This is a genomic window from Streptomyces sp. NPDC002577, from assembly GCF_053594815.1.
In genome coordinates, this window is record NZ_JBSFWK010000013.1 from 123,212 (window position 1) to 150,035 (window position 26,824).

Below are 26,824 nucleotides of genomic sequence, written 5' to 3' on the forward strand. Positions count from 1 at the left end.
ACGAGGCGGGTGAATACGGGCGTTCAGCTGTCGGAATTCGCGGGCTTCCACTGGAAGATGCGGCTCTCGGCGAAGGTCAGCAGTCCCTCGGCGACGAGTGCGACGACCGCGAGGATCACCATCGCGGCGTAGACGCCGGCGGCGTTGAAGGTGCCCTGCGACTGCGCGACGAGCAGGCCGATGCCCTTCGTCGCACCGATGTACTCGCCGACGATGGCGCCGATGAGGGCGAAGCCGAAGCTGACGTGGAGGCTGGTGAAGATCCATGACGTAGCCGACGGGATGACCACCTGAAGCGTCACACGGCGGTCGCTCGCCCCGAGGATGCGGGCGTTGGCGACCAGGTTGCGGTCGACCTCGCGGGCGCCCTGGAAGGCGTTGAAGAAGACCGGGAAGAACACCAGGACCACGGCGGAGGCGACCTTCGAGGCCGGGCCGAGCCCGAACCAGATCACGAAGATCGGCGCCAGCACGATGCGCGGGATGGAGTTGAGGACCTTGATGTAGGGCCCCAGCACATCGGCGAGGAACGTGATGCGCCCCAGGGTGATGCCGAGGACCACACCGGCGATCACACCGATGACCCAGCCGATCAGCGCCTCGTAGAGCGTGTACCAGATCTGCTCCCCCAGGGAGCCGAGGGCGGTGCCATGCATGACCCATTGCTGGATCTGGTCCCAGATCTTCGAGGGCATGGAGAAGTTGAACGGGTCGATGACCTTGGCGCGCGCAAGCACCTCCCACAGGCCGAGCACGACGACCAGGAGCAGCACGCGGGCGACGGCGACGACCACTTTGCGTCTGCGGGCGGCGCGGGCCCGGGAGAGACCTCCGGCCGTCTTGGCGGTCTGGGCTGCCAGCGCGACTTCGGCCTCGGGCATGACCTCAGGCAACATGGGCGGCACCCCTCTCACGGGTGATGCGGACCTCTTCGCCGAGCGACTCCCAGATCTCGCGGTAGATCTCGATGAAATGCGGCTCCAGGCGGACCGTCTCGACCTTGCGCGGCCTCGGCAGGTCGATGTCGAAGACCTGCTTCACGGTGGCCGGCCCCGCGGTCATCACGACCACCTTGTCGGCGAGCGCGATGGACTCCTCCAGGTCGTGGGTGACGAAGACGACCGACGCGCCCGTGCCCTCCCACAGTTCGAGGAGCTCGTCCGACATCAGGGCCCTGGTCTGCACGTCGAGCGCCGAGAAGGGCTCGTCCATCAGCAGGATCTCGGGGTCGTTGACGAAGGTCGCGGCGAGCGCGACGCGCTTGCGCTGGCCGCCGGAGAGCTGGTGCGGGTAGCGGTCCTCGAAGGCGGCGAGTCCGACCCGGGCCAGCCACTCGCGGGCCTTCTGCTTCGCCTCCGCCTTCGGAACGCCGCGGAAGCGCGGGCCCGCCATGACGTTCGACAGCACCGTGCGCCACGGGAAGGTCGCGTCCTGCTGGAAGACGAATCCGACCTTGTCGCCCACACCGCGGACCGGCTCGCCGGCCACCAGGACCTCGCCCTCACTGGGCTCCTCCAGGCCACTGACGAGCGTCAGCGTGGTCGACTTGCCGCAGCCTGTGGGGCCCACGACGGCCACGAACTCGCCGCGGCCGACGGTCAGATCCAGATCCCTGACCGCGGTGTGCAGTCCTCCTGACGGAGTCCTGAAGACTTTGCTCGCGCCCCGCAGTTCGATCGCGGGGCTGGTGTCTGTGCTCATGGCCGGGACCGTAGATTCGGCACCGGACGCAGCAGCAGTCTTCTGGGCGCAATACCGTCTTCTGCTTGCAAAGGACTGTTGTGCTCGTTTTGCTCGCGCTACAACAGCTGAGCCGAAACACGGGCTTAACAGCTCGCCTGGGCTTGAGGGAAAGAGGCCCGATGATCGACGTTCTGGTCGTGGACGACGACTTCCGTGTCGCCGAGATCAACGCGAAGTACGTGGGAAAGGTTCCCGGCTTCCGGGTCACGGCCCGCGCCCACAGCGCTGCCCAGGCGCTGGCCACGGTGGAACGCGAGCGGATCGACCTGATGCTGCTCGACCACTACCTGCCTGACCAGACAGGGCTCGAACTGGTCCACCGGCTCCACGAACGCGGTCACGGCACCGACGTCATCATGATCACGGCGGCGAGCGATGTCGTCACCGTGCAGTCGGCGATGCGTCTCGGCGCACTGCACTATCTGGTCAAGCCGTTCACCTTCGCCGCGCTGCGCGCCCGGCTCGACTCCTATGCCGCGCTTCGGCGCACCGTCGACCGGGTGGGCGGCCGGGGCGCTGTGGGCGGACAGGAGCAGGTAGACCGGATCTTCGGCGCGCTGCGCACCCTGCCTGCCCCTTCGTCGCCGGGTCTGCCACGCGGTCACTCGGAGCCGACCACGGATCTCATCTGCGGTGTGCTGCACCGGGCCGACCATCCGCTGTCGGCCCACGAGGTGGCCGCCGAGACCGGGCTCAGCCGGGCCACCGCCCAGCGCTATCTGCGCCACCTCGAGCAGGCCGGGCGGCTGCGGCTCTCACTCAAGTACGGGGACACGGGGCGGCCTGAGCACCGGTACGCCTGGGTGATGCCCTGAGGCCCTGAGGCCTCCACGGTGCACCTGGAGGTCTCGATACGACGGCGATGCCGGGAGGCGGAAGTCTGCCCGCGCCGAGGCCGCCGGGCGGGCGCTGTCACACCGCACCCGCTCCGGTGAGCGAGCGCACCTCGGTCTCCGCGTGCTTCGCCTCGTCCGGCCGCTCCGGCGACATGACTGTGCCGATCCAGCCCGCAAGGAATCCGAGCGGGATGGACACCAGACCCGGGTTCTCCAAGGGGAAGAGCTGTACGTCCACACCCGGGAAGATCGAGTCCGGGCTCCCCGAGACCACAGGGGACAGCGCCACGAGCGCGAGTGCCGGCACCAGGCCCCCGTAGACCGACCACACCGCGCCGCGCGTGGTGAAGCTCCGCCAGAACAGCGAGTACAGCAGCACGGGCAGATTGGCGGAGGCCGCCACGGCGAACGCCAGGCCCACCAGGGACGCCACATTGAGGTTGCGGGCGAGCAGGCTCAGGGCGATCGCAACGGCGCCGATCCCGACAGCGGCGACGCGCGCCACCACCACCTCGCTGCGCCGCTTCCCGCCGGGACGGCGCAGTGACGCGTACAGGTCGTGGGCCACGGACGCCGACGCGGCAAGCGTGGCACCGGCGACGACGGCGAGGATCGTGGCGAAGGCAATCGCGGCGACAACCGCGAACAAAACCGTTCCCCCCGTGGAGTCGGCACCGCCGCCGAGATCAAGCGCCAGCAGCGGTACCGCGGTGTTCCCCGACGCGTTGGACACGCGCACCGCATCGGATCCCACCAGCGCCGCCGCCCCGAAACCGAGCACGATCGTCATCAGGTAGAAGGTGCCGATGAGGCCGATGGACCAGACGGCCGAGCGGCGTGCGGCCCGCGCGGTCGGCACGGTGTAGAAGCGGGACAGGATGTGCGGCAACCCGGCCGTCCCCAGCACCAGGGCAAGCCCGAGACTGATGAAGTCGAACCGCGCGGTCCAGTCAGCGCCGAACTTCAGCCCTGGCGCCAGGAAGGCATCGCCGTGCCCGCTGCGCTCGGCCGCCGTGCGCAGCAGCGCGTTGAAGTCGCCGTGGAACCGCACCAGGACAAGCGCGGTCAACGTGATCGCGCCGGTCAGCAGCAGGACCGCCTTGACGATCTGGATCCAGGTGGTGGCTCGCATCCCTCCCAACGACACATAGATGACCATGAGTGCGCCGACGCCGATCACAGTCCAGGTCCGCGCCGCCCCGCTCGTGCCCCCCAGCAGCAGCGCGACCAGGCTGCCCGCCCCCACCATTTGCGCCACCAGATACAGAACACACACGGTCACCGAGGAGGTTCCCACCGCGATACGGACCGGCCGTTCACTCATCCGCGCGGCGACGACGTCCGCGAGCGTGAAGCGCCCGCAGTTGCGTACCAGTTCGGCCACCAGGTAGAGCACCACGAGCCAGGCGACGAGAAAACCCACCGAATACAGCACTCCGTCGTAGCCGAACAGCGCGATCAGTCCGGTGACTCCGAGGAATGAGGCCGCCGACATGTAGTCGCCCGCGATGGCGAAGCCGTTCTCCATCGGACTGAACAGACGCCCGCCTGCGTAGAACTCCTCCGCCGAGCCCCGCCGGCTGCGGCTCACCCAGGTCGTGATCGCCAGTGTGACCGCCACGAACGCGCTGAAGAGCAACAGCGCCAGAGTCTGATGATCGTCCGTCACCGCTCGGTCTCCCGGGTCAGCTCCTGTGTGTTCCATCTGAGTTCGAGAGCGGCCCGGTCCCTTCGCAGCCGGGCGTGCCGGGCGTACGCCCACGTGAGAAGGAATGTGGAGAGGAACTGGCCGAGGCCCGCGAGCATCGCGACGTTCACGGCGCCCGCGACAGGCCGCGCCATCAGGTCAGGCGCCGTCGTCGCGGCCACGACGTACGCGACGTACCAGGTGAAGAAGACGGCGACCCCGGGGAAAACGAATCTCCGGTACCGGCTGCGCACCTCCTGGAAGGCCGGACTGCGCTGCACCTCCAGATAGATCTCGGCGGCGGTACCCGTCGGTCCCGCCGGATCCCGGCGCGCCTGTGGGACAGCGGAAGCACTCGGCCCCGTACCGTCCAACGTGCCCCAGCCGGAGGCGAGCGCCTCGTACCAGGGATCGTCGGGCCGGACCCGAGCCGCCTCGCCGCCGTCGTGCTTCTCCACCGAACTCTCCTTGTCCGCCGGCCGCTTCGGCCACGTGCCCAAGGATGGGCAGAACGGTCAGATCGCGGACTCTCCAATCCCGCCTCTTCACCCCATCAGGTGACTCAGCGCGCCGGCGGCTCGGCGAGCCCGTGCCGGTAGGCATAGCGCACCGCCTGAGCACGGTCCTTGAGTCCTGTCTTGGCGAACAGGTTGTTGATGTGTGTCTTCACCGTGGCGGTGGAGACATGCAACTCGCGGGCGATCTGCTGGTTGGACAGGCCGTCGGCGATCAGTACGAGAACCTCGGCCTCACGGGCAGTGAGGCTGTCCGGAGATTCCGCCGCAGAGGCGGACGCGGCGGGCTGGGACAACCTCTCAAGCAACCGCCGTTGGATCCCCGGCGAGAGTCCCGCGTGACCTGAGTGCACGCTCTCCACGGCCCGTACGATCTCGTCGCCACCGGCGTCCTTGGTGAGGTAGCCTCGCGCGCCCGCTTCGAGGGCCGGGAAGAGCGAGTCGTCGTCCGCGAAGGTGGTGAGCACGACGACCTGGGTGCCCGGGTGTTCCGTACGAATGCGCCGGGTCGCCTCGACGCCGCCGCAGCGGGGCATGCGCAGGTCCATCAGGACGACGTCCGGGGCCAGTTCTGCCACGAGGCGCACGGCTTCCTCGCCGTCACCGGCGGCCCCGACGACCTCGACGCCGGGCAGCAGTCCGAGCAGCATCACGATGCCTTCACGCACGACGGTCTGATCGTCGGCCACCACCACACGGGCAGGCGGCTTGCCGTCCTCCTGCGTCATACGGGGACCTTCAACGTCACCGCGAACCCCTCCTCGTACGGCCCGGCATCCAGCGAGCCGCCGAGCAGCTCGGCACGCTCCCGCATACCCAGCAGACCGTACCCGGCTCCGGTGTGGGTCAGTTCACCCGGATGCCCGCCCGAGTCCCATACTTCCAGGGTCACTTCATGCTCGCCGTAGTCGAGTCGTATGCGGACCTTGGCGCCTGGTGCGTGCTTGCGTGCGTTCGTGATGGCTTCCTGCGCGACGCGGCGGACCGCCTGCGAGGCCTCGGCCGGCAGCGGCCGGCGCTCACCCGCGACAGTGACGTCGGCACCGATCTCAGCGGTGGCCACCAGCTCTCTCAGAACCTCCTCCAGCGGGGACATCTCACCGCGCAGAGCTGAAAGCGCCTGACGCGTCTCCGCGAGGCCGTCGCGAGCCATGCCCCGTGCCGCCACCACCCGTTCGAGTATCTGCTTCCGGTCCGCGCCCCGTTCGATGAGCAGCCGGACCGCCTCCAGGTGGACAAGCTGCGCCGAGAGACTGTGCGCCAGGACGTCGTGGATCTCCCTGGCGATGCGGGTGCGTTCCGACAGCGCCGCGGACTCGGCCTCGGCCTCCCGGGCCGCCCGCTCCTGGGCGAGCAGCCGCTGGGCGTTGCCACGTGCCTCGGCGTCGAGACGCAGTACGTACCCGGCGAGTGCGATGCCCGTGGCGGTGGGCACCGTGGTCAGCCAGACATCGTTGTTGACCGCGGCGTACGCACCCAGCGCGATTGAAGCGACCGGCACCGCGGCTGCCAGGGGCAGCCTCTCCATGGCGCTGACGGCGCACGCACACCACAGCACGAGCGCCGCAACCCGGAAGCCGGTGCTCTGAGCCAGAGTCGCGATGCCCAACAGGACGGCGAGCAGGCCCAGCGATGGCAGCAATCGATGCTGGAGCGTGGTGCGGAAGAAAGCCCATCCGGCCAGACCGCAGAGAACGACGAGCAGCACGGCGCCGGCCGCCCCCCAGCCGTTGGCATGGCCGCTGTTGAAGGTGGTCGTCCACAGCAGCATGCCGAGGACCAACGTGCGCACGGTCCAGGCGATCAGCCGCCGTGCCCGCGAGACACCGGCACGGGAGAGGGCTTCCCGCAAGGGCCAGCGCGTCCACGCGTTGTACGTCATACGCGCTCCTTCGACTTCCACGATCGCAGGGACGCGCCCTCACCGGGCGCGGGGACCCCATCGGCGGGTGTGCCCAGGAACTGAGAGCGCCAGACCAGGATTCCGGAGCGGACCAGCAGGGTGACCGCGAGCGCGAGCAGCAGGGCCGCTGTGCCCTGATGAACACCGAGCAGGGCCCCTGCCCCGAAGAGACCCGCTCGAAGGCCTATGCCGGCCAGCCAGACGAGGACGCTGGCCTTGGTGCTCTTGCTCCACACGGCACCGTCCGGAGCCGCCCACACGCGTGTGGTCCAGGCCCAGCCGGCACCGGTGGCAATGCCGATCAGCAACTCGGCCGCGAGCAGGGCGGCAGACTCCCCCGGATGGTGGGCGTCGATCACGCCGGGCCCACGCAGCGCCATGAAGATCAGTACGCCGGGCACGACCCACCAGCGCCTATCCGCCGATATCTGCCGTGCCCGGAACTGACGCACGACCACAAGGACGACGACAGCGAGGATCAACAGGACATCGAACAGCCCGGACATCACGACCTCCGCGGACGGGGAAGAGCGAGGACGAACAACGCCTTCGACGCTACGGAAAACGCCAGGTCAGAAGATCGGAGCAGAGGTGGATCCCGGGTGGAGTCCTGGAAGGGCGGTGTCTCCACCTCAGGGTGGAGGCACCGGAAAGAGGGCAGGGCGCGGTGCCGTACGTCCGTACGGCACCGCGCCCTGCCCTGTACGGTCCTACGCGTCGATCCGCGACCGGTCCAGCGTGGCCGCCGAACCGGTGATGAACTCCTTGCGCGGCGCGACTTCGTTGCCCATGAGGAGATCGAAGACCTGCTCGGCCGCCTCCAGGTCCGAGAGGTTGATCCGGCGCAGCGTGCGGTGGCGCGGATCCATCGTGGTCTCGGCCAGCTGGTCGGCGTCCATCTCACCGAGGCCCTTGTACCGCTGGATCGAGTCCTTGTACCGGATGCCCTTGCTCTGGAACTCGAGAAGCTTGTCGCGCAGCTCGCGGTCCGAGTACGTGTATACGTACTTGTCCTGGCCCTTCTTCGGCTGGACCAGCTCGACGCGGTGGAGCGGCGGCACCGCCGCGAACACCCTGCCCGCCTCGACCATGGGTCGCATGTAGCGGTGGAACAGCGTCAGAAGCAGGGTCCGGATGTGCGAGCCGTCGACATCGGCATCGGTCATCATGATGATCTTGCCGTAGCGAGCCGCGTCGATGTCGAAGGTCCGGCCCGAGCCCGCCCCTATGACCTGGATGATCGCACCGCACTCGGCATTCTTCAGCATGTCCGAGACGGAGGACTTCTGGACGTTGAGGATCTTGCCGCGGATCGGCAGCAGTGCCTGGAACTCGGAGTTCCGCGCGAGCTTGGCCGTGCCGAGCGCGGAGTCGCCCTCGACGATGAAGAGCTCGCTGCGCTCCACGTCGTCACTGCGGCAGTCGGCGAGCTTGGCGGGCAGCGACGAGGACTCCAGCGCCGTCTTCCGGCGCTGCGCCTCCTTGTGCTGGCGGGCGGCGATGCGCGTACGGGCCGCCGCGACGGCCTTCTCCAGGATCGCGCGGGCCTGAGCCTTCGCGTCCCGCTTGGTCGAGGTCAGGAACTCCTTGAGTTCCTTGGCGACGACGTTCGCGACGATGCGGTTGGCCGCCGAGGTGCCCAGGACCTCCTTGGTCTGCCCTTCGAACTGGGGTTCGGCGAGGCGCACGGTGACGACGGCGGTGAGCCCCTCGAGGGCGTCGTCCTTGACGATGTCGTCCTCGGCCACACGCAGCAGCTTCTGCGCCCGCAGCACCTCGTTGACAGTCTTGGTCACGGAGCGTTCGAAGCCGGTGACGTGGGTGCCGCCCTTGGGGGTGGCGATGATGTTGACGAAGGACCTGACCGTGCTCTCGTACCCCGTACCCCACCGCAGCGCGACGTCCACGCCGAGCTCACGGGTCACCTCGGTGGGCGTCATGTGGCCCCGGTCGTCGAGGACCGGAACGGTCTCCTTGAACGTGCCCTGCCCGGAGAGCCGGAGGACGTCGCAGACCGGCTTGTCCGGCGCCAGGAACTCGCAGAACTCGCTGATTCCGCCGTCGAAGCGGAAGGACTCCTCGCCCTTACTGCCGCCCTCGCCCAGGCCGTACTCGTCGCGCACGACGATGGTCAGGCCCGGGACCAGGAACGCGGTCTGCCGGGCGCGCTGGTGCAGCGTATCCAGGGAGAGCTTGGCGTCCTTGAGGAAGATCTGCCGGTCCGCCCAGTACCGCACGCGCGTGCCGGTACGGGCCCTCGGGACCTTCTTGACCTTGCGCAGCCGCGCCGCCGGATCGAACGACGCGGTGGGGCCCTCGCCCTTGAACGCACCCGGAACGCCGCGCCGGAAGCTGATGGCGTGCGTGCTTCCCGCCCGGTCCACCTCCACGTCCAGCCGGGACGACAGCGCGTTCACCACAGAGGCGCCCACGCCGTGCAGACCACCCGACGCCGCATACGAGCCGCCGCCGAACTTTCCTCCCGCGTGGAGCTTGGTCATCACGACCTCGACCCCGGACAGGCCCGTCTTGGGCTCCACGTCGACGGGGATGCCGCGGCCGTTGTCCCGCACCTCCACGGACGCGTCGTCGTGGAGGATCACCTCGATGTGGTCGCAGTAGCCGCCCAGCGCCTCGTCGACGGAGTTGTCGATGATTTCCCAGAGGCAGTGCATGAGCCCGCGGCTGTCGGTCGAGCCGATGTACATGCCAGGGCGCTTACGGACGGCTTCGAGCCCCTCGAGGACGAGCAGGTGCCGCGCGGTGTAGTTGGAACCGTCCCGGTCTGCTCCGGTCAGCAGCGCTGTGGACGGCACGGACGTCTCGGCGGTCACGCGGTTCGCTCCTCGCTGAATTTCTGGTGGCCCCCTGTGGACAGGGGGCTGGCTTCGGTTGCCGGTCAGAGGGTACCGAGGCCTGATAGAGCCGTTGTAACGCCACCCTAGACCCAGTTCAGGGTAGTCCAGAGTCGCATACCTGTTCGATCCTTCGATGGAGTGAAGCGCACATCACGTTCCCTTCGAGGCATGAACCATTTAGCCTCGGGGCACGTCCTCATGAACAACCGGCAACCCAGCCGGGGGGACGAGACCTGAAAGACAGCGCGAAACCGTACGACGCAAAGAAACGCACTACGGCACATTCGCCGCCAACCGGCAGCAGACAGCCGCCTCGCGAAAGATTTTTTCGAGGAAAAGCCACGAGCGGGAACGTTTTGGGGCTGGTTGGATGTTGACCCTGGTACGACAGCTCGTCGAGCTAGAGAAGAGGCGACGTGACTACTGTTCTGACCCCCGCGAGCCCGCTGACGGCCGCTGATCGCTGCGACCGCTGCGGCGCCCAGGCATACCTGCGCGTCGTCCTGCTCAGCGGCGGTGAGCTGCTCTTCTGTGCCCACCACGGGCGCAAGTTCGAGCCGGAACTCAAGAAGATCGCCGCTGAGATACAGGACGAGACCGAGCGGCTGACGACCGTCCCGGCGTCCGCCACCGAAGAGGAACGCTGACACCTCGCATCCACGACGAGCCAGTTCCGGCATGAGGCCGGTGACCGGGCGGCTGCTCCTGCAATCAGGAGCAGCCGCCCGGTCTGGTACGTGGCCGTCGACAATCGCGGTCAGCCGTCCAGCCCCAGTGGCCCGATCACGGCTGAAACTCGCGTGTAGACCCCGGGACTGCCCGCCCATCCGCAGCCGCTCCCCCAGGAGACGAGGCCGACCAGCCGCCCCTTGGCGACCAGCGGACCGCCGCTGTCTCCCTGGCAGGCGTCTCGGCCCCCTGCACGCTCGCCCGCGCACAGCATGGACGCGGCGACATAGGTCCCTTGACGCGTTCCCGGGTACGCCTTCTTGCAGAGCTCGTCCGGCAGCACCCTCACCTGCGCGGCGCGCAGTGTGCGCGAGTACTGACCGGTGCCCGTGGTGTCGCCCCAGCCGTAGACCGTGGCTCTGGTCTCGGGCACATACGCCGGGTCCCCCTGCCGCGCCACGGGGATCACATAGCTCTGGGGAAGCGGTCTGGCCAGCGTGAGGACCGCCGCGTCTCCAGCGTGCGTGACGCTGTTGTGCTGGGGGTTGATCGAGACGCTGCGTACCGGGATCTCCTGGCCGTCCTTGGCGCGGAGATCACTGCGTCCCGCGATGACCTTCAGATCGTCCACACGGCCCGCCGGCCCGCCCAGGACATCCTCGCCCATACAGTGGGCCGCGGTGAGCACGGTCGTACGCCCGACCACCACTCCCCCGCAGAACTGCCCCGCGCGTGTACCCCCGAATCGGTCACGGCTGGACAGCGCCACCACCCACGGACTGTCGGCCACATCGACCGGGGCGCCTCCGACGACTATGCCGTCAGCCGCGGCGGGGATCGGCGCGGCCAGCGGCAGCACGGCCACCGCAGCCGCCATGGCCAGCCCGCCCCTCAGGGCCTTGCCAAGGGGGAAACGCATACACGCTCCTTACTCTGAGTTGCAACGGCACACCCAGGGTGATCCAGGACGGCATGGCTCGCACGCGCGCGCAGCCTCACGCAGTGGCGCGACGGAAAAGGCCCGGACGCCTCGATGCGGAGGCGTCCGGGCCTTTTCGGTGTTGCCGGGGCGACTAGTCGAGGTAGTCGCGCAGCACCTGGGAGCGCGAGGGGTGGCGCAGCTTCGACATCGTCTTGGACTCGATCTGGCGGATGCGCTCACGCGTGACGCCGTAGACCTTGCCGATCTCGTCGAGGGTCTTCGGCTGACCGTCGGTGAGACCGAAACGCATGGAGACGACGCCCGCCTCGCGCTCGGAGAGCGTGTCCAGGACGGAGTGCAGCTGCTCCTGCAGGAGCGTGAAGCTGACCGCGTCGGCCGGGACAACGGCTTCGGAGTCCTCGATGAGGTCACCGAACTCGCTGTCGCCGTCCTCGCCGAGCGGGGTGTGCAGGGAGATGGGCTCGCGGCCGTACTTCTGGACCTCGATGACCTTCTCCGGGGTCATGTCGAGTTCCTTGGCCAGCTCCTCCGGGGTGGGCTCGCGACCCAGGTCCTGGAGCATCTGGCGCTGCACGCGTGCGAGCTTGTTGATGACCTCGACCATGTGCACCGGGATACGGATGGTGCGGGCCTGGTCGGCCATGGCGCGGGTGATCGCCTGACGGATCCACCAGGTGGCGTACGTGGAGAACTTGTAGCCCTTGGTGTAGTCGAACTTCTCGACCGCACGGATCAGACCGAGGTTGCCCTCCTGGATGAGGTCCAGGAAGAGCATGCCGCGGCCGGTGTAGCGCTTGGCCAGGGAGACCACCAGACGGAGGTTGGCCTCCAGGAGGTGGTTCTTGGCGCGGCGACCGTCCTCGGCGATGATCTCCAGCTCGCGCTTGAGCTTCGGGGCGAGCTTGTCGGCGTTGGCCAGCTTGTCCTCGGCGAACAGACCGGCCTCGATGCGCTTGGCGAGCTCCACCTCCTGCTCGGCGTTGAGGAGGGGGACCTTGCCGATCTGCTTCAGGTAGTCCTTGACGGGGTCGGCGGTGGCGCCGGCGGCCGCCACCTGCTGCGCGGGAGCGTCGTCCTCGTCCTCGTCGGACAGGACGAAGCCCTGCGCGCCGTCCTCGGCGGGCTCATCGGCGCCGGGCTTGCCGGCGCCTGCGGTCTCCTCGACGAGCTCGTCGTCCAGGAGCTCCTCGTCCTCGCTCTTGGTGGTCTTCTTGGCCGCCGTCTTCTTCGCGACGACCTTCTTGGCAACCGCCTTCTTGGCCGTGGCCTTCTTGACCGTGGGCCTCTGGGCGGTCGCAGCCTCTTCAGCGGGGGCGTCGCCGACCGGCGCCTCGGGGGCGGCGGCGGTGGCCTTCTTGACCGTGGCCGTCTTGGCCGCCACCGTCTTGGTTGCGGTGCGCTTGGCCGGACTCTTCGCTGCGACGCTCTTGCGGGTGCGCTTGGGCTCGGCGGCACTGACCATCAGCGTCACACCCTCTTCCTCGAGGATCTGGTTGAGGCTGCGCAGTACGTTCTTCCACTGAGTGGCCGGAATCTGGTCAGCTTCGAAGGCCCGACGCACGTCATCGCCGGCGATCTGCCCATCAGCCTTTCCCCGCTCGATGAGCGCCATGACAGAGACGGACTCGGTGATCTCCGGCGGGAGCGTACGGGATGTGCTGGCCGACACGAACAACCTCTCGGAACGTTGGAAAACGGCTTACGGCCCCGTCCCGTGTGGACCGGAGCCGACGACCGCCGACTTGGGGATGGGCCGACGGGCGCAGGCGGGGGCCGGGGAGATGGACAGCGCCGTCAGCGGCGGCTGTATTCCCTCCTCGACTGTCACCTCTTAGGTCATCGCGCTGTTCCCAGGAGCGTTACGCCCAATCTGCGTGGCCCGAGTCACACCACGTAAGCACTCAAAAGCACCTAGATACGGTCAGATGCGATCACGTTTCGAGTCCAGCTCGATCATCTTCGCGTCGCTTGTGCCCACAGTCGGGTCCGGCGGCTTGTGCCCACAAACAGGCCCGGCGGCGCCTCCACGTCGCGTCGCCGGGCCAGGCACAGGCCTGCGGTCGCCGCCCGTCCGTCAGTGCTCGCGGGGGGCCGGCACCACCCGCTCCACCTCTGGGTGGACGGTAAGCAGTTGACGCATGGCCGTCTCGGCACCCGCTCCGTCGCCGGCGGGGAGTGCCTCGACGATGCGGGAGTGGAGCGCGAGGGACGCCTCGGTCGGACGGTCACAGCCCGTGACCGGACCTCCCGAGACCTGGAGGGCAGCCGACACGATGCCGGACAGGTGCTCCAGCATGCGGTTGCCGGCGACCTGGATGAGCAGCGAGTGGAACTCCGCGTCGGCGCGGGAGAACGTGACGGCATCCCCCTGCCCCAGGGCGTGCCCCATGATCTCGACCATGTCGGCCAGGCGCTGCTGGACGTCCTCACGCCCGTGCCCGGCGGCGAGACGGGCGGCGAGCGGCTCGATCGTCCAGCGCAGTTCGCTCAGCTCACGCCGCTGGTCGTCCCGCTGCGGCCCGAAGGCCCGCCACTCGATGATGTCCGGGTCCAGGAGGTTCCAGTCGCTGACCGGGCGCACTCGCGTTCCGACGTTGGGTCGGGCGCTCACGAGGCCCTTGGCCTCGAGTACGCGCAGCGACTCCCGGACGACGGTACGGGAGACCTCGAACCGCTGGCCGATCTCCTCGGGTACCAGCGGGCGATCCGCGCCCAGGTCGCCGGAGACGATCATCTGACCCAGCTGTTGTACGAGTTGGCCGTGCAGCCCGCGGCCGCGGCTGCCTGCGGCGCGTCGGCCCACACGGCCCAGCTCCGGGTCGGCTCCCTCCCAGGCGGGGGCGCCGACGCGGTCGGTGGCATGGGCCTCGGCGAAGGGGTAGCGGTCGAGTTCGCCCGGGCCGGCGAGGCCGGAGTCGGCGGGACGGGCGGCGGTCATCATGGTGTGCGCAAGGGTACTCACGGATCTTTTGTCGGCGCGGTCCCCAACTCCCTTGAGGGCTTTGGTGAAAAGCACACGAAAGGGTGATCGCTTACCCTGCCGCAATTGACGCCTTATCGGACAGAAATGAGCGTTCTACGGGAAGTTGCGGGCAGCACGGAAACGGAACGTGCGCCGAGAGCGGTCAGCGGACCCGGCTGCGCAGCGCCGTGAGCCCATAAGCACACAGCAGGGCGGTCAGCGACAACGCCAGCGCACCGCCCACCGGTTGAACGATCATCCGCACGCCCGCAGCCAGGTATCTCTCGGCCCCGAACGGCCACTGCCCGAGGGTGAGATCACGCAGCCGTGCCGGGAAACCGGCCGCGGAGCGCGCGGCGGGACGTTCCAGGGCCTTCTCCACGAGCGGCACGACGACCACCGGCACGGCGACGACTGCTGCGAGCCCGGCGGTCGTGGACCGGAAGATGCCGGCAGCCAGCACACCGGCCCATGCGCAACCCACGACGATGCCGAACCAACTGGCACACAGCGAGAGCCAGTCTGCGGGAACTCTGGTCAGTTCCGGTCCGTATACGAATTGCAACAGCGCGGCGTCGCAGCCGATGGTCAGAAATGCCAGCAGCAGGGCGGTGAGCGCCGCCACGACCAGCTTGGCGCAGAGGAGTCCCAGGCGCCGGGGGACGGTGCCGCGGTCCACAGCGAGGGCGGGATGGCGGAACTCGTCACCGAAGGCGAAGGCGCCCAGGAGTCCGGCGCCGAGAGCGGTCGGAGGCAGCGGAAACTTCTGCGGCCACGCGGCAAGCATGCGTGTCTGCGAAGTGTGTCCCGCTCTGGCGAGGAGCAGGGAGACGAGCGCGGAGACGGCGAGCAGGACAGCGGCCGTGGCATAGCCCGTCCCCACTCCGGTCGCTCGGTACAGCTCGTAGCGCAAGGGCCGCATTGGGCCGCGGGCTGGACGGACGGTGATGGGAGGAGGTAGCTGGGACAGCACTCCGGGCTCTGCGTGCGCGGGGGAATGACGGTTGCTCTGACATGGGGCCGCGGTCTTCTGCAGTCGATCACGGACCTCCTGCCGTAGGGCCAAAGACTCCTGCCGTTGGTCCGGGGCCTCCCGCCGCGGGCCTGGGGCAGGAGGGGATTCGGGAAGGTCTGTCTCGGATTCCGAGGGAGGAGCGTGGCCCGTGTGAGCGGCGTGCTCAGGCGGCGTGATGATGACCTTCGCACCCATGTCACCGATCTCATCCGCGAGTTGGTGGACGAGGATGCCGTGCCGATAGGCGATCTCACCGACGTCGGCGCAGGTGCTTCCGTACACGGAAAGCCGGTTGCCGTCCTCCTTGATCACCTCGATTGAGCGCTGTCCGGCCCGTGCCTCCTTGGTGAGCAGCAGGCCGAGCCTGGCCGCGTAGGGCGTACGGACGGCGACGCGTGGCCGGAGCCGGGTGCGGGCGAACTCCGCAACTTCCTGGTCGACGACGATTCTGCCCGCATCCAGGGTCACCACACGGTCGGCCGTCCGCGCGGCCTCCTTGGGATCGTCCGTACTGAACAGGACGGTGCCCCCCTTGGCGGCGTGCGCGCGCAGAATCCCGTGCAGCCAACGGCTCTCACGGGCAGACAGGCCATCGGCAGGGGCGTCCAGGACCAGGGTGTGCGGATCCGCCAACAGGGCACAGGCCAGCCCGAGGCGGCGGTCCATGCCCCGGGAGAGCATGTCGAGCCGCTCGCCGCGGAGGCTTACCAACCCCGCTGCATCGAGTACTTCGTCCACGCGTTGCACGGGCACCCCGGCGGCCGCGCAGAGCATCCGCAGTTGACCGCGCACCGTACGCGCCGGATGGCCCGGGACCTCCCCCAGAAGGACGCCCACTTCTCGGGACGGGTGCGGCAAGCAGTGCAAAGGGCGGCTTCTGAAGTACGTGATTCCGCGCCCGGGTTGGAGCTCGAGCATCAGCCTCAGCGTTGTCGTCTTGCCCGAGGCGGGGCCACCGAGCAGCGCCGTGACATGGCCGGGGAGCGCCTCGAAGGTCACGTCGTCGACGGCAGGGGGCAGCTTCTTTCGCGGATTGCTGGTCAGTCCGATGGCCTGGATCATCGCTTCCCTCATCGGAAGTGCGACCGCTCGGCGGCCGGAGCTCGGCGGCCTGACTCGTCCGCCGGATCAGGACGGAACGCGACCGCGGATACGGCAGCAAGATAGCGCGACATTCCCGTCTTTTCGGGCAGGGATCCACATGGGTGTCAGCCGTGGTCGCTCCGCAGTCCGGCGAACAGTCCGGCGTGAGCCCCTTGTCGGAATGTGCGATGACCCGCTCGATCAAGCGCGATTGACGCAGCAGCGCGGACACCGAGCAGCCCGGAACCAGTCACGCTCGGCTCGTTGGCTGCCCGGGATGAACACGGTCCCACCCACCTTGACGTGGAGCGAGCCCAACCGACGCGCCAATACGAGGTGGTGCGATCAGACTTCCGGGCGCAGCATCGGCGGGTTCAGCAACGTCGCTCCACCCGCGCGGAACAGCTGCGCCGGGCGGCCGCCCTGACGGGTGGTGGTACCACCCGTGGGTACCAGAAAGCCGACGGTGCCGGTCACCTTGCGATGGAAGTTGCGGGGGTCGAGGGCGACTCCCCACACCGCCTCGTACACGCGGCGCAACTCGCCGACGGTGAACTCCGCCGGGCAGAAGGCGGTGGCGAGCGACGAGTACTCGATCTTCGACCGGGCGCGCTCCACGCCGTCCGCCAGGATCTGTGCGTGATCGAAGGCGAGCGGGGCCGCCTGCTCGCCCTCACGGCCGTAGCCACCCTGGTTGAGCAGCGCCTCGACGGGCGCCCACCGCGCGCTGTACGCATCCCCGCCCGCCCGGGGAGCGGGTAGGTCCGGGGCGAGCACAAGGTGGGCGACGCTGACCACACGCATCCGCGGATCACGCTTCGGGTCACCGTAGGTGGCGAGCTGCTCGAGATGGGCACCGTTGCCCTGTGCAGGGGCGGCAGGGTCATGTGCGCACAGCCCCGTCTCCTCGGCGAGCTCCCGGGCCGCTGCCGCAGCGAGGTCTTCGTCGGCCCTCACGAACCCACCGGGAAGCGCCCACCGCCCCTGGAACGGGGGCTCACCCCGCCGTACCACCAGCGCGCACAGCGAGTGACGGCGCACGGTCAGTACGACCAGGTCGACAGTGACGGCGAAAGGCGGAAAGGCTGACGGGTCGTAGGGCATGCCGCGATCATAGTCGTCTCACTGACGATAAACACTCCCTTCGGTTGTGCTTCCAGGACCGATCCACCGTGCTCCGTATGACGTTCCATGGCGCGTTGCCCGTGCTGTCCGCCCGTGTCCGTGCTGGTCCGGCGGGTCGTGTCTCCAACGGACTTCTGTCGGTTTCTCCTTGATCGCGGTCCGCCCGAGCCTGCCTGCCCATGCGGGTCCGAGACGGCGGACTCGAGCGAAGAAGAGCGCGGACTCGTCCCGGCTCGATCGGCCCGGCCTCATCCACTGGACACCTCCGCCGGCACACAGAGTCACGGTTTCCGGTTACGGCGGAGTCTCGGATCGGCGCCCAGACCTTGGCCGCGGCTGTCGGGATCACGCGCTTTCATGATCAGGGCTGCCGTGATCACGTGCCGTCGTGGCCAAGCCCCGTCGTGACCACGCCCTGTCTTGACCACCTGGTTCTGTGATCAAGCGGCTGCGTGCTCACTGGTCGCTGCGTGAAGTGCGCCGGCCCACACGGCGCCGGACAGCGGGTCGGGTGCTCTGCTGGTTGACTCGTTTGCCTTTGGCTCCGGAGCTGCCCCCGTTACCTGACCTGCGACGCCGGGGGTCCGGGGCCATGGGCAGGACCGGACGGCCCATGCCCGAAAGCTGGGCACGGAGCTTGGCACGGGCCGAGCCGGCAGCGGGCGGGCGAGAGGACGGGGCCTGATCCGGGTCCGGTGCCGTGGCCTCCCGTTCGGCTCGTTCGCTGCGCAGGCAGCGGCGGATGGACTCCGGGTCCAGACCTTCGTTGCAGGCCCGGTGCAGCAGGACAGCGAACGTATAGCCCGGATCTGCGCCGAGGGCCATGGCCAGCGCCTCCCGGCCTTCCAGCTCGTCGCCGAGCGACCAGGCGACCCAGCCCGCGAGCGTCAGCGGCACCGCGGCATGCTCGCCGTAGGGACCGACACAGCGCCGCGCTAGCGCCCTCCACAGACGCAGAGCCGCAGGTGCCTCGTCGCCCTCCATCCACTCGGCCGCCTGATCACGCGTCGTCCGGTCCTGCAGCCCCAGGATGAGTGCCGCAGCCTCGTCGTGTGCGATCAGTTCGTCATCCCTCAGGTCGGCTCGGCGTGTCCCGCCGGCCGGCGGGGTGTCGGCGAGGCGGCCGATGATGCGGCCGGCGAGATCAAGGGTCTCCGCTGCGACCTTCGCGCCATCCGATTCGTCCAGCATCCGCGGGACCAGCGTCATGGCGGCGGCATCGAGGGCGCGCTCCTGTTCGTCGGCTGATGCTTGCGTTCCCCAGGGAACGAGCCTGGCCCTGAGCTCGCGCAGCGTCCCGCGCACCTGCATGCCCGCATAAGTGGCGGCAGCCGCCAGAACCGAGGTCCCGGGAAGGCCGAGCGAGACGCCTTCCGGAGGACAGCAGCGCCCTCCCGGGCAGCAGTAGGACCATGAACGACCGCCGGAGACGCACAGCGCCTCCACCACCGGGACGTCGAGACCACCACAGGCCGTGCGCAGCAACTGCGCGAGCGGCCGCAGACGTTCCATGACCTGCTGCCCCGACTCCGCCGCTGCGGGGTCCTGGCAGAGGAAGACGACCATGCCTTCGGGCCGGGCACCGCGCCGCTCGCTGCCTGTTACGAGACACTGGGCCAACTGCTCTGCGACGGACGGCCAGTCCTCCTCACGCTCAGGGATACCGAGGCGTGCACGGGCGCCGAAACGCCCGCGCCCGTTCCGGTCGTGCACCGTGACGAGCACGATGCTGTCCTCCGGCCGGTACCCGAGCAAGTACGGCAGGGCATCGGCCAGTTCGGACGCTGTGCGCAGAGTGATCTGCTGGTCAGCGGCCAGATCCGGGGACTCGCCGCGTCCGGAAGGAGCGGACCCGCCATGCCCGGAAGGAGCGGGTCCACCGTGTCCGGAAGGAGTCGTGATGTCGCCGGGTTCCGCGGCGCCTGTGGAGTCGTGGTGATTCGTCATGTGCCGACCTTCCCGCGGATCTCAATCTTCCGGTTTTCCTGTGGATAACTTTCGCCAGGAACACGACAAGAGTTGTCCACAGCCCGGCGGACCCGTTCGCGCGATGTCCGACCCATCGGGTTGCATGGGGGCATGAGCAACGAAGAACTGCGTACGGCGGCTGATGCCGTCCTGGCCCGTCTCGTCGGTGACCGGACGGGAGCCGCCCGGCTGCGCGAGGACCAGTGGCGGGCGATCGAGGCGCTCGTCGCCGACAAGCGCAGGGCCCTGGTCGTGCAGCGCACCGGCTGGGGCAAGTCCGCCGTGTACTTCGTCGCGACCGCACTGCTGCGCCAGCAGGGCAGAGGCCCCACCGTCATCGTTTCCCCGCTGCTGGCGCTCATGCGCAACCAGGTCGAGGCGGCCGGGCGCGCCGGCATCCACGCTCGCACCATCAACTCGTCCAACACCGAGGAGTGGGACGCCATCCAGGCCGAAGTGGCCGCGGGCGATGTCGACGTACTGCTCGTGAGTCCGGAGCGCCTCAACAACCCCGATTTCCGCGATCACGTCCTGCCCGAACTGGCCGCGGCAACCGGCCTGCTGGTGGTCGACGAGGCGCACTGCATCTCCGACTGGGGCCACGACTTCCGGCCCGACTACCGACGGCTGCGCACCATGCTCAGCGATCTTCCAGCGGGAGTCCCCGTGCTGGCCACCACGGCGACGGCCAACGCGCGCGTGACCGCCGATGTCGCCGAACAGCTGGGCACCGGCGGCAGTGCGGACGCGCTGGTGCTGCGCGGAGCACTCGACCGGGAGAGCCTGAGCCTGAGTGTGCTGAGACTGCCCGACGCCGCGCACCGGCTGGCCTGGCTTGCCGAGCATCTCGGCGAGCTGCCGGGCTCGGGGATCATCTACACACTCACTGTCGCGGCGGCCGAGGAGGTCACGGCCTTCCTGCGCCAGTGCGGTCACACCGTCGCCTCGTACACCGGGAAGACGGAGAACGCCGACCGGCAGCAGGCCGAGGACGATCTTCTCGCCAACCGCGTGAAGGCTCTGGTGGCCACGTCCGCGCTGGGCATGGGCTTCGACAAGCCCGACCTCGGCTTCGTTGTCCACCTGGGTTCGCCCTCCTCCCCCATCGCCTACTACCAGCAGGTCGGGCGCGCCGGGCGCGGCGTCGAGCATGCGGAGGTGCTGCTGCTTCCGGGGGCGGAGGACGAGGCCATCTGGAGGTACTTCACGTCGATCGCGTTCCCGCCCGAGGAGCAGGTGCGGCGCACGCTCGACGCCCTGTCCCGTGCCGAGCGGCCGCTGTCGCTCCCCGCCCTCGAACCACTCGTGGAGCTGCGCCGGTCCCGTCTCGAAACGATGCTCAAGGTCCTCGACGTGGACGGCGCGGTACGGCGGGTCAAGGGCGGCTGGATCTCCACTGGAGCGCCCTGGACGTACGACACCGAGCGCTATGCGTGGGTCGCCAAGCAACGGGAGGCCGAGCAGCAGGCGATGCGCGAGTACGCGACGACGACCGGCTGCCGGATGGAGTTCCTCAGAAGGCAGCTGGACGACGAGGAAGCGGCTCCGTGCGGCCGCTGCGACACCTGTGCCGGGGTTCGGTTCAACGACGCCGTGTCCCCGGCAGCGCTGGCCGCGGCGCGCGGTGAACTGGGGCGAGCAGGTGTCGAGGTGGAGCCTCGGAGGATGTGGCCGACCGGTCTCGAAGCAGTGGGCATCAGTCTCAAAGGACGCATTCCCGCGACCGAACAGGCAGCCGTCGGCCGGGCTCTGGGACGTCTTTCGGACATCGGCTGGGGCAACCGGCTGCGCCCCATGCTCGCGCCCCGCGCCCAAGACGGTCCGGTGCCGGACGATGTGGCGAACGCCGTGGTGGGCGTGCTGGCGGACTGGGCGAAGGGGCCCGGTGGTTGGGCGTCCGGCGCGCCCGACGCCCAGGCTCGACCGGTCGGCGTCGTGGCCATGACGTCGCACACACGGCCGCAGTTGATCCAGTCGCTGGCCACACGGATCTCGGAGGTCGGCCGCCTTCCTCTGCTGGGTTCCGTGGCTTACTCGCCCGGCGCCGACACCCTGCATGCGTCGCGCAGCAACAGCGCACAGCGGGTGAAGGCCCTGAACGGTGCCCTCACCGTGCCCTCTGAACTGGCTGCGGCTCTCGCTGAGACACGCGGTCCCGTTCTGCTCATCGACGATGCGACAGAGACCGGTTGGACGCTGGCGACAGCAGCCCGGCTCCTCCGGCGAGCAGGTGCCGAAGGGGTTTTGCCGCTCGTCCTTGCTGTACAGGGTTGACCGTGGCATCGTTTCGCAGCCCTGGCCAGGGATATAAGAAGCGAATCACGCCATTTCGATCAGCGGTCTCAATTGCTCGTTGCCGCAACGCACTCTGCCGGGAAGAATTGGAGTCGCTGCCGCACAGCCCTCTCTGCTCTGAAGGGGCTCTCCGCGGTGCGCTCCCCCAAGCCCGACCCCCACCCCCGCCCCCGTGTGGGCGTGTAGCCGAAGGGAGGATCGTGACCTTCGGATTCGCTCCGTCCAGTCCTGCTGCGGCATCTGCCGCGATGACCGTCGACTCCGCCGGCGGACTTGCCCGGATGCTGGAGCCCGCTGAATGGGCATCTGCAGGCATACCGCTGTTGCGCAATCCACGTGAAGTCGTGAACGGCCTGCATGCCCGGCACCGGCCGACGCCCGCGACCGCGGTGGTGGCCGTACTGGACCCGGATGAGCGGCTCAGGGCGAGCGCATCCTTCAGCCGACGCGCATCCGCCACGGACGGCTGGGTGTTCCGCAACGCACTGCTCTCACAGTTGCGTCGCGTCATTCCGCATGATCTCCGCCTCCGCACGCCTGTCCGCACCGCAGTACTGCTCTACTGCCGTGAGGGTGATGCGCGTTGGACGGAGGAGGACGGGGCCTGGATGTGGGGGTTGCGCGACGCGTGCACGCTGCATGGGCTGCGGTGCGGCGCGTACATCACGTTGACGCGTGACGGCTGGCAGGTACTGGGCGAGGGCCGCGGCGGCCGTCGGCCCAGCGCCGCCTCGGCGCCGACGCCGTTCACACAGGAGCCGCCGGCTCCGCGCTCCGGCGGCGCGGCGTCCGATGTGCTCCGCCGGGCAGCGGCACGCTGAGGCAGCAGACCCCCGAGGCAGCACCGCACCGAGGGCAGTGGCGCCGCCGTACCTGTGACCGCAGGGGAGCCGTCATCGTCACCACCCGAGCCGTACTGAAGCCAGAGGTGACGGAGACGGAGGCGGCGGCCTGCGGGAAACCACCGATTCCCCGCCCGCCACAGCCCCACGTCGGGTTGCCGATTTCACGCCCGTCACGGCGCACGCCTGTCAGGGACACGTGACCCGGCACATCGGCCCTCCGCTACGGCCGCCCCCATCCGAAGCCGGACGGAAACCGCGCGATCAAAGCCACCGTGTATGGGCATCCGCGTGGGATGCCGCCACGGCTCCGGGCAGGCGTCGGGGGTCAGACCCCCGCGCCCAGCACCGAGTTGATGCGCTGCGGATCTCCGCAGACGACGAGCAGGGCACCGGCCCGGCCATGAGCCAGCGGCAGGGCCCCGGACGCGTCCTCGTCGGAGCCTCCGTTGACGGCGACGATGACGACCGGACGAGACGCGACCCGGCCGACGGCCGTGGCCTCGGCGTAGAAGACGTCGTCACCCGCGTCATGCTGGGCCCAGTACGCGGCCTCGCCGAAGGACAGCTCATGGGCGGCCCACGGATGCGGCTCACCCGTGGTGATCACCAGGATGTCCCCGGGCGCACGGCCCGACTCCAGCAGCAGGTCGACGGCTTCTTCCGCGGCGTCCAGCGCACCCTCGACCGAGGCCGGGATCAGCTGGATCTGCGGCGTCCCGGACGTCGTGGAAGGCGCGGGAGCCGACGGAGAAGACGGCGAGGAGGCCGGGGCGGACGGCCCCGGCTTGGCGGCCACCGACTCGCGCGACGAGCGTTGCGCGGGCGGCATCGGCCGGACAGGACCCGGGCGACCGGGGCGCGGCGCAGCCGCGGGGCGCGGGCCGGGTACAGGGCGGGGGGTCGGCGCGGTACGGCTGCTGGCCGAAGAGGCGCGGGGACCCTGGGCACTCTCGTGAATCTGAGGCTCCTCGGGAATGAGAGGCATGAGCTGATGTTTATCAAACGCCGTTGCGGTTCGCGTCGGCGGGTGGCACATGAGTGCGAACTGAATCGTCAGAAATCGAAGCCGAGCTGCCCCTCGATCTCCGGAACGCTTCCTTCCGCCCAGGTGCGGGCCTTCTTGAGGTGTCGCCACCGGGGCAACGCATCAAGATACGCCCACGAAAGCCGGTGGTAGGGGGTGGGGCCCCACTCCTCCAGCGCGGCCCGGTGCACCGGGGACGGATACCCGACATTGGCCGCAAAGTCGAAGTCTGCATGGTCGACACCCAGTTCGGCCATCATTTTGTCGCGCTGAACTTTGGCGATCACGGATGCGGCCGCGACGGCCACGCAGGACTGGTCGCCCTTGATCACCGTACGGACCCTCCAGGGAGCGCCGAGATAGTCGTGCTTCCCGTCGAGGATGACCGCGTCAGGCCTGACCGGCAGCGCCTCGAGGGCGCGCCCCGCCGCCAGCCGCAGCGCTGCCGTCATCCCCAGGTCGTCGATCTCCTCCGGGGAGGCGTGACCGAGGGCGTGGCACGTGACCCAGGTGAGCAGCTCAGTGGCAAGCTCGGTGCGTCGCCTGGGAGTGAGCAGCTTCGAGTCGGTCAGCCCTTCGGGCGGGCGACGCAGTCCGGTGACCGCCGCGCAGACGGTGACCGGCCCGGCCCACGCACCCCGCCCGACTTCGTCGACACCGGCAACGATCTTCGCTCCGGTGGTGGCTCTCAGGGAGCGCTCGACACGGTGGGTGGGTGGTTCGTAGGGCATGGCGCACAAAGCGTACGCCGCGCGGGGCACCGCGCAACACCCAGGTCAGGGAAACGGAGCGAGCCCGCGAGGACACCGCACACCACCTCGGCGGCAGGCGTGCCAGGGACGGGCCCGCTCACCCTGCCTGCACACGGGGCTCGCCCTGCCCGCGCAGGGGTGCTCCGCGACCGACTGCGACCCGCGTCACCCGCCGTCCGGGCGCAGCAGCGGCATCATCAGCCGGTCGATCACGTCCTCGATGTCACGCTCAGTCCATTCGCTTCCGCACATCTTGGAGCGGTACATCATCATCGCCGGGATGACTTCGCACACATAGTCGTCAGCCCCTCCCGAGCGGACGTCTCCCCTCTCGATTCCGCGAAGCAGCACCTCTTTGACGAGTCGGACCGTCGGCTGAACGACGCCTTCCAGGATCAGGCCGTGAAACCGCTCAGCGGCGATCACGTCACACTCGTGAATTACCGCACGCAAAGCAAATCCGGGTGGCGAGTACATCGCCTCGCGCAGCTGACGGCACAGTTCCAGCAGGTCCTCGCGGACATCTCCAAGGTCCGGCGCGGCACCGAGAGCCGACAGTCCCGCCTGGAGGGCGTCCGCGACCAGATCCTCCTTGGACGGCCAGCGGCGATAGACGGCCGCCTTTCCGGTCTGCGCGGCCGCGGCGACCCCCTCCATCGTGAGCCCGTTCCAACCGACCGTACCGAGCTGGTCCAGGGCGGCCTCGAGGATCGCCCGCTCGAGCACGGGTCCACGCCGACGCAGGGAGGTCGCCGGGGGGGCCGTCTGAGCGGGAGCGGCCGTCCAGCGCGAAGTATCCATGTCCATCTCTCCGATGTGCGGGTGCAGCAGCCTACGCAAGCAAGCATCTGGGCAGCATCTTCAGTGAACGCTTGCGTTCACTGTTGGGGAGTCACTACCGTTGACGCGACAGTGAACGCCCGCGTTCACTAATGTTCTTGTGGGGGAACCATGACTACCTCTCAGTTAGTCCACGACCAGAAGCCAGGGGCGGCTCGCCGGGAGGGGCGCCCCGGCATAGCCCTGACCGTCATCGCAGCCTGCCAACTCATGGTGGTACTCGACGCGACGATTGTGAACATCGCGCTCCCGCACATCCAGGATGCGCTCAAGTTCTCTACGACCGACCTCACCTGGGTCGTCAGCGCGTACACACTGACGTTCGGCGGACTGCTGCTGCTCGGCGGCCGTGCGGGCGACATCCTCGGCCGGCGCCGGGTCTTCATGACCGGCATCCTCCTCTTCACCCTCGCCTCCCTGCTCGGCGGACTCGCACAAGAGCCCTGGCAACTGCTGGCAGCGCGCGCCCTGCAGGGCGCGGGTGGCGCGATCGCCTCGCCCACCTCACTGGCCCTGATCACCACAACGTTCCCCGAGGGGCCGGAGCGGAATCGCGCGTTCGGCGTCTTCGCCGCGGTCTCCGCGGGCGGCGGCGCGATCGGCATGCTGGCGGGCGGCATGCTCACCGAGTGGCTCGACTGGCGCTGGGTGCTCTTCGTCAACGTGCCCATCGGTGTGCTGATCGCCGTGCTGGCCCCGATGTTCATCAACGAGTCCGAGCGCCATCCGGGACGCTTCGACATCGCGGGCGCGCTGACGTCGACGGCCGGCATGGCCTCTCTCGTGTACGGGTTCATCCGGGCCGCCGAGGAGGGCTGGCGCGACAGCCTCACGCTGGGGTCGTTCGGGGCGGCGGTCGTGCTGCTCGTGGCTTTCGCAGTCATCGAGAGCCGGGCCAGGGAGCCGATCACTCCGCTGAGGATGTTCGCGGACCGCAACCGTTCCGGCACGTATCTGATCATGCTGAGCCTGGCCGCGGCGATGTTCGGCATGTTCTTCTTCATCGTGCTCTTCGTGCAGAACGTGCTGGGGTACACGCCGATCCAGGCGGGTCTCGCCTTCCTGCCGGTGACGGTCGCGATCGCGACGGGCGCGGGCCTGTCGCAGCGCCTGCTGCCGGTGCTCGGCCCCAAGCCGTTCATGATGACCGGCTCGGCGCTCGTCGTGCTCGGGCTCGGCTGGCAGACGTTGATCAGCCCTGACAGCTCGTATCTCGGCGGGGTGCTCGGCCCGATGCTGATCTTCGGTTTCGGCATGGGTCTGAACTTCGTGACGCTGACGCTCACCGCGGTGTCCGGCGTCGCCCAACACGAGGCGGGTGCCGCATCGGGTCTGCTCAACGTGACCCAGCAGGTGGGCGGTTCGCTGGGCCTGTCCATCCTGACCACCGTGTTCGGTACGGCGAGCAGGGACGAGGCGAAGGTCCAGCTCCCGGACTTCATGGCGAACGGAACGGCGGAGCAGAAGGCCGCCTTCGCGAAGTCCGGGCAGCTGCCCGCGCCGTGGGGCCATGACGTGCTCGCCCACGGCATCTCGACCGCATTCATCCCGGCCGTCGCGATGGCCGCACTGGCGCTGCTCACGGCAACGCTGGTGATCCGCGTACGCAAGAGCGACCTGGAAGCGCTGGCCGGGGCGGCAGGGCCCTCGGGGGGCTGACCGCGGCAGCCTCGGAGCCGCCCCCACTCGGAACTCGGACGAGGAGCGTGGGTGCCGGGCCCTCCTATGACGGCGGGAGGGCCCGGCACCTGCGGGCTCCTC

The 26,824-nt window shown here is 69.0% G+C and carries 22 protein-coding genes; 5 read left to right on the forward strand and 17 right to left on the reverse strand.

All coding sequences use genetic code 11. The annotated features are described in order from the left end of the window. Window positions 1-23: 23 nt before the first annotated feature. Both ACWD4J_RS19625 and ACWD4J_RS19630 read right to left on the reverse strand, forming a co-directional pair. A complete protein-coding gene (locus tag ACWD4J_RS19625; protein WP_451396641.1) occupies window positions 24-896 on the reverse strand; it encodes an ABC transporter permease in 873 nt (290 codons plus the stop codon). After that, window positions 886-1,701 (reverse strand): ABC transporter ATP-binding protein, encoded by an 816-nt coding sequence (locus tag ACWD4J_RS19630; protein WP_451396642.1) that lies wholly within the window; start codon window positions 1,699-1,701, stop codon window positions 886-888. Before ACWD4J_RS19630 ends, ACWD4J_RS19625 begins: the two co-directional genes overlap by 11 nt. 161 nt (window positions 1,702-1,862) lie before the next feature. Between ACWD4J_RS19630 and ACWD4J_RS19635 the strand changes: the two genes are divergently transcribed. Then, complete coding sequence (locus ACWD4J_RS19635; RefSeq protein ID WP_451396643.1) at window positions 1,863-2,558, forward strand: response regulator; 696 nt, start codon at window positions 1,863-1,865, stop codon at window positions 2,556-2,558. Window positions 2,559-2,655: 97 nt separating this feature from the next. Here ACWD4J_RS19635 and ACWD4J_RS19640 read toward each other — a convergent pair whose 3' ends face one another. From ACWD4J_RS19640 to ACWD4J_RS19665, 6 genes are all read right to left on the reverse strand, one after another. Continuing rightward, the gene (locus ACWD4J_RS19640) at window positions 2,656-4,248 is read right to left on the reverse strand and encodes a solute symporter family protein (protein WP_451396644.1); all 1,593 of its coding nucleotides are present in this window, start codon (window positions 4,246-4,248) and stop codon (window positions 2,656-2,658) included. Next, the gene (locus ACWD4J_RS19645) at window positions 4,245-4,724 is read right to left on the reverse strand and encodes a DUF485 domain-containing protein (RefSeq protein ID WP_451396645.1); all 480 of its coding nucleotides are present in this window, start codon (window positions 4,722-4,724) and stop codon (window positions 4,245-4,247) included. Before ACWD4J_RS19645 ends, ACWD4J_RS19640 begins: the two co-directional genes overlap by 4 nt. Window positions 4,725-4,828: 104 nt before the next feature. Beyond that, window positions 4,829-5,509 carry a response regulator gene (locus ACWD4J_RS19650; RefSeq protein WP_451396646.1) on the reverse strand — a complete coding sequence of 227 codons (681 nt, stop codon included), beginning with the start codon at window positions 5,507-5,509 and terminating at the stop codon, window positions 4,829-4,831. Then, entirely contained in the window at window positions 5,506-6,663 is a 1,158-nt protein-coding gene (locus ACWD4J_RS19655) for a sensor histidine kinase (protein WP_451396647.1), read from the reverse strand. The genes ACWD4J_RS19650 and ACWD4J_RS19655 overlap by 4 nt, the downstream gene beginning before the upstream one ends. Further along, window positions 6,660-7,190 carry a DUF1453 domain-containing protein gene (locus tag ACWD4J_RS19660; protein ID WP_451396648.1) on the reverse strand — a complete coding sequence of 177 codons (531 nt, stop codon included), beginning with the start codon at window positions 7,188-7,190 and terminating at the stop codon, window positions 6,660-6,662. The genes ACWD4J_RS19655 and ACWD4J_RS19660 overlap by 4 nt, the downstream gene beginning before the upstream one ends. Before the next feature lie 204 nt (window positions 7,191-7,394). Then, on the reverse strand, window positions 7,395-9,518 hold the full coding sequence (locus tag ACWD4J_RS19665) for a DNA gyrase/topoisomerase IV subunit B (RefSeq protein ID WP_451396649.1): 2,124 nt from the start codon (window positions 9,516-9,518) through the stop codon (window positions 7,395-7,397). Between the two features lie 440 nt (window positions 9,519-9,958). On the opposite strand from ACWD4J_RS19665, the gene ACWD4J_RS19670 reads away from it, so the two are divergent. Beyond that, the gene (locus tag ACWD4J_RS19670; RefSeq protein WP_451396650.1) at window positions 9,959-10,189 is read left to right on the forward strand and encodes a DUF7455 domain-containing protein; all 231 of its coding nucleotides are present in this window, start codon (window positions 9,959-9,961) and stop codon (window positions 10,187-10,189) included. 110 nt (window positions 10,190-10,299) lie between these two features. Here the strand turns inward: ACWD4J_RS19670 and ACWD4J_RS19675 are convergent, their stop codons facing one another. The 6 genes from ACWD4J_RS19675 to ACWD4J_RS19700 all read right to left on the reverse strand — a co-directional run bounded on the left by ACWD4J_RS19675 (window position 10,300) and on the right by ACWD4J_RS19700 (window position 19,286). After that, complete coding sequence (locus ACWD4J_RS19675; protein WP_451396651.1) at window positions 10,300-11,130, reverse strand: S1 family serine peptidase; 831 nt, start codon at window positions 11,128-11,130, stop codon at window positions 10,300-10,302. A 154-nt stretch (window positions 11,131-11,284) separates the two neighbouring features. Then, complete coding sequence (locus ACWD4J_RS19680; protein ID WP_451396652.1) at window positions 11,285-12,829, reverse strand: RNA polymerase sigma factor; 1,545 nt, start codon at window positions 12,827-12,829, stop codon at window positions 11,285-11,287. Between the two features lie 399 nt (window positions 12,830-13,228). Continuing rightward, window positions 13,229-14,116, reverse strand: coding sequence for a FadR/GntR family transcriptional regulator (locus tag ACWD4J_RS19685; RefSeq protein WP_451396653.1), 888 nt, complete (start codon window positions 14,114-14,116; stop codon window positions 13,229-13,231). A gap of 163 nt (window positions 14,117-14,279) precedes the next feature. Further along, window positions 14,280-16,193, reverse strand: coding sequence for an ATP-binding cassette domain-containing protein (locus ACWD4J_RS19690; protein WP_451396654.1), 1,914 nt, complete (start codon window positions 16,191-16,193; stop codon window positions 14,280-14,282). 366 nt (window positions 16,194-16,559) lie between these two features. Beyond that, window positions 16,560-17,318, reverse strand: a complete 759-nt coding sequence (locus ACWD4J_RS19695; RefSeq protein WP_451396655.1) for an NUDIX hydrolase — start codon at window positions 17,316-17,318, stop codon at window positions 16,560-16,562. A gap of 477 nt (window positions 17,319-17,795) precedes the next feature. After that, entirely contained in the window at window positions 17,796-19,286 is a 1,491-nt protein-coding gene (locus ACWD4J_RS19700) for a DUF4192 domain-containing protein (RefSeq protein ID WP_451396656.1), read from the reverse strand. A gap of 132 nt (window positions 19,287-19,418) precedes the next feature. Here ACWD4J_RS19700 and ACWD4J_RS19705 point away from each other — a divergent pair, with 132 nt between their 5' ends. Together ACWD4J_RS19705 and ACWD4J_RS19710 are read left to right on the forward strand one after the other, a co-directional pair. Next, window positions 19,419-21,581, forward strand: a complete 2,163-nt coding sequence (locus ACWD4J_RS19705; protein WP_451396657.1) for a RecQ family ATP-dependent DNA helicase — start codon at window positions 19,419-19,421, stop codon at window positions 21,579-21,581. A 221-nt stretch (window positions 21,582-21,802) separates the two neighbouring features. Next, a complete protein-coding gene (locus ACWD4J_RS19710) occupies window positions 21,803-22,423 on the forward strand; it encodes a hypothetical protein (RefSeq protein ID WP_451396658.1) in 621 nt (206 codons plus the stop codon). Window positions 22,424-22,772: 349 nt separating this feature from the next. On the opposite strand, the gene ACWD4J_RS19715 is transcribed toward ACWD4J_RS19710, so the two are convergent. The 3 genes from ACWD4J_RS19715 to ACWD4J_RS19725 form a co-directional block, all read right to left on the reverse strand. Then, a complete protein-coding gene (locus tag ACWD4J_RS19715) occupies window positions 22,773-23,432 on the reverse strand; it encodes a hypothetical protein (RefSeq protein ID WP_451396659.1) in 660 nt (219 codons plus the stop codon). A 68-nt stretch (window positions 23,433-23,500) separates the two neighbouring features. After that, on the reverse strand, window positions 23,501-24,202 hold the full coding sequence (locus ACWD4J_RS19720) for a ribonuclease HII (protein ID WP_451396660.1): 702 nt from the start codon (window positions 24,200-24,202) through the stop codon (window positions 23,501-23,503). Between the two features lie 186 nt (window positions 24,203-24,388). Further along, window positions 24,389-25,024, reverse strand: a complete 636-nt coding sequence (locus ACWD4J_RS19725; protein WP_451396661.1) for a TetR/AcrR family transcriptional regulator C-terminal ligand-binding domain-containing protein — start codon at window positions 25,022-25,024, stop codon at window positions 24,389-24,391. A gap of 150 nt (window positions 25,025-25,174) precedes the next feature. Between ACWD4J_RS19725 and ACWD4J_RS19730 the strand changes: the two genes are divergently transcribed. Continuing rightward, window positions 25,175-26,722: an MFS transporter gene (locus ACWD4J_RS19730; protein WP_451396662.1), complete on the forward strand. Its 1,548-nt coding sequence runs from the start codon at window positions 25,175-25,177 to the stop codon at window positions 26,720-26,722. Window positions 26,723-26,824 lie beyond the last annotated feature (102 nt).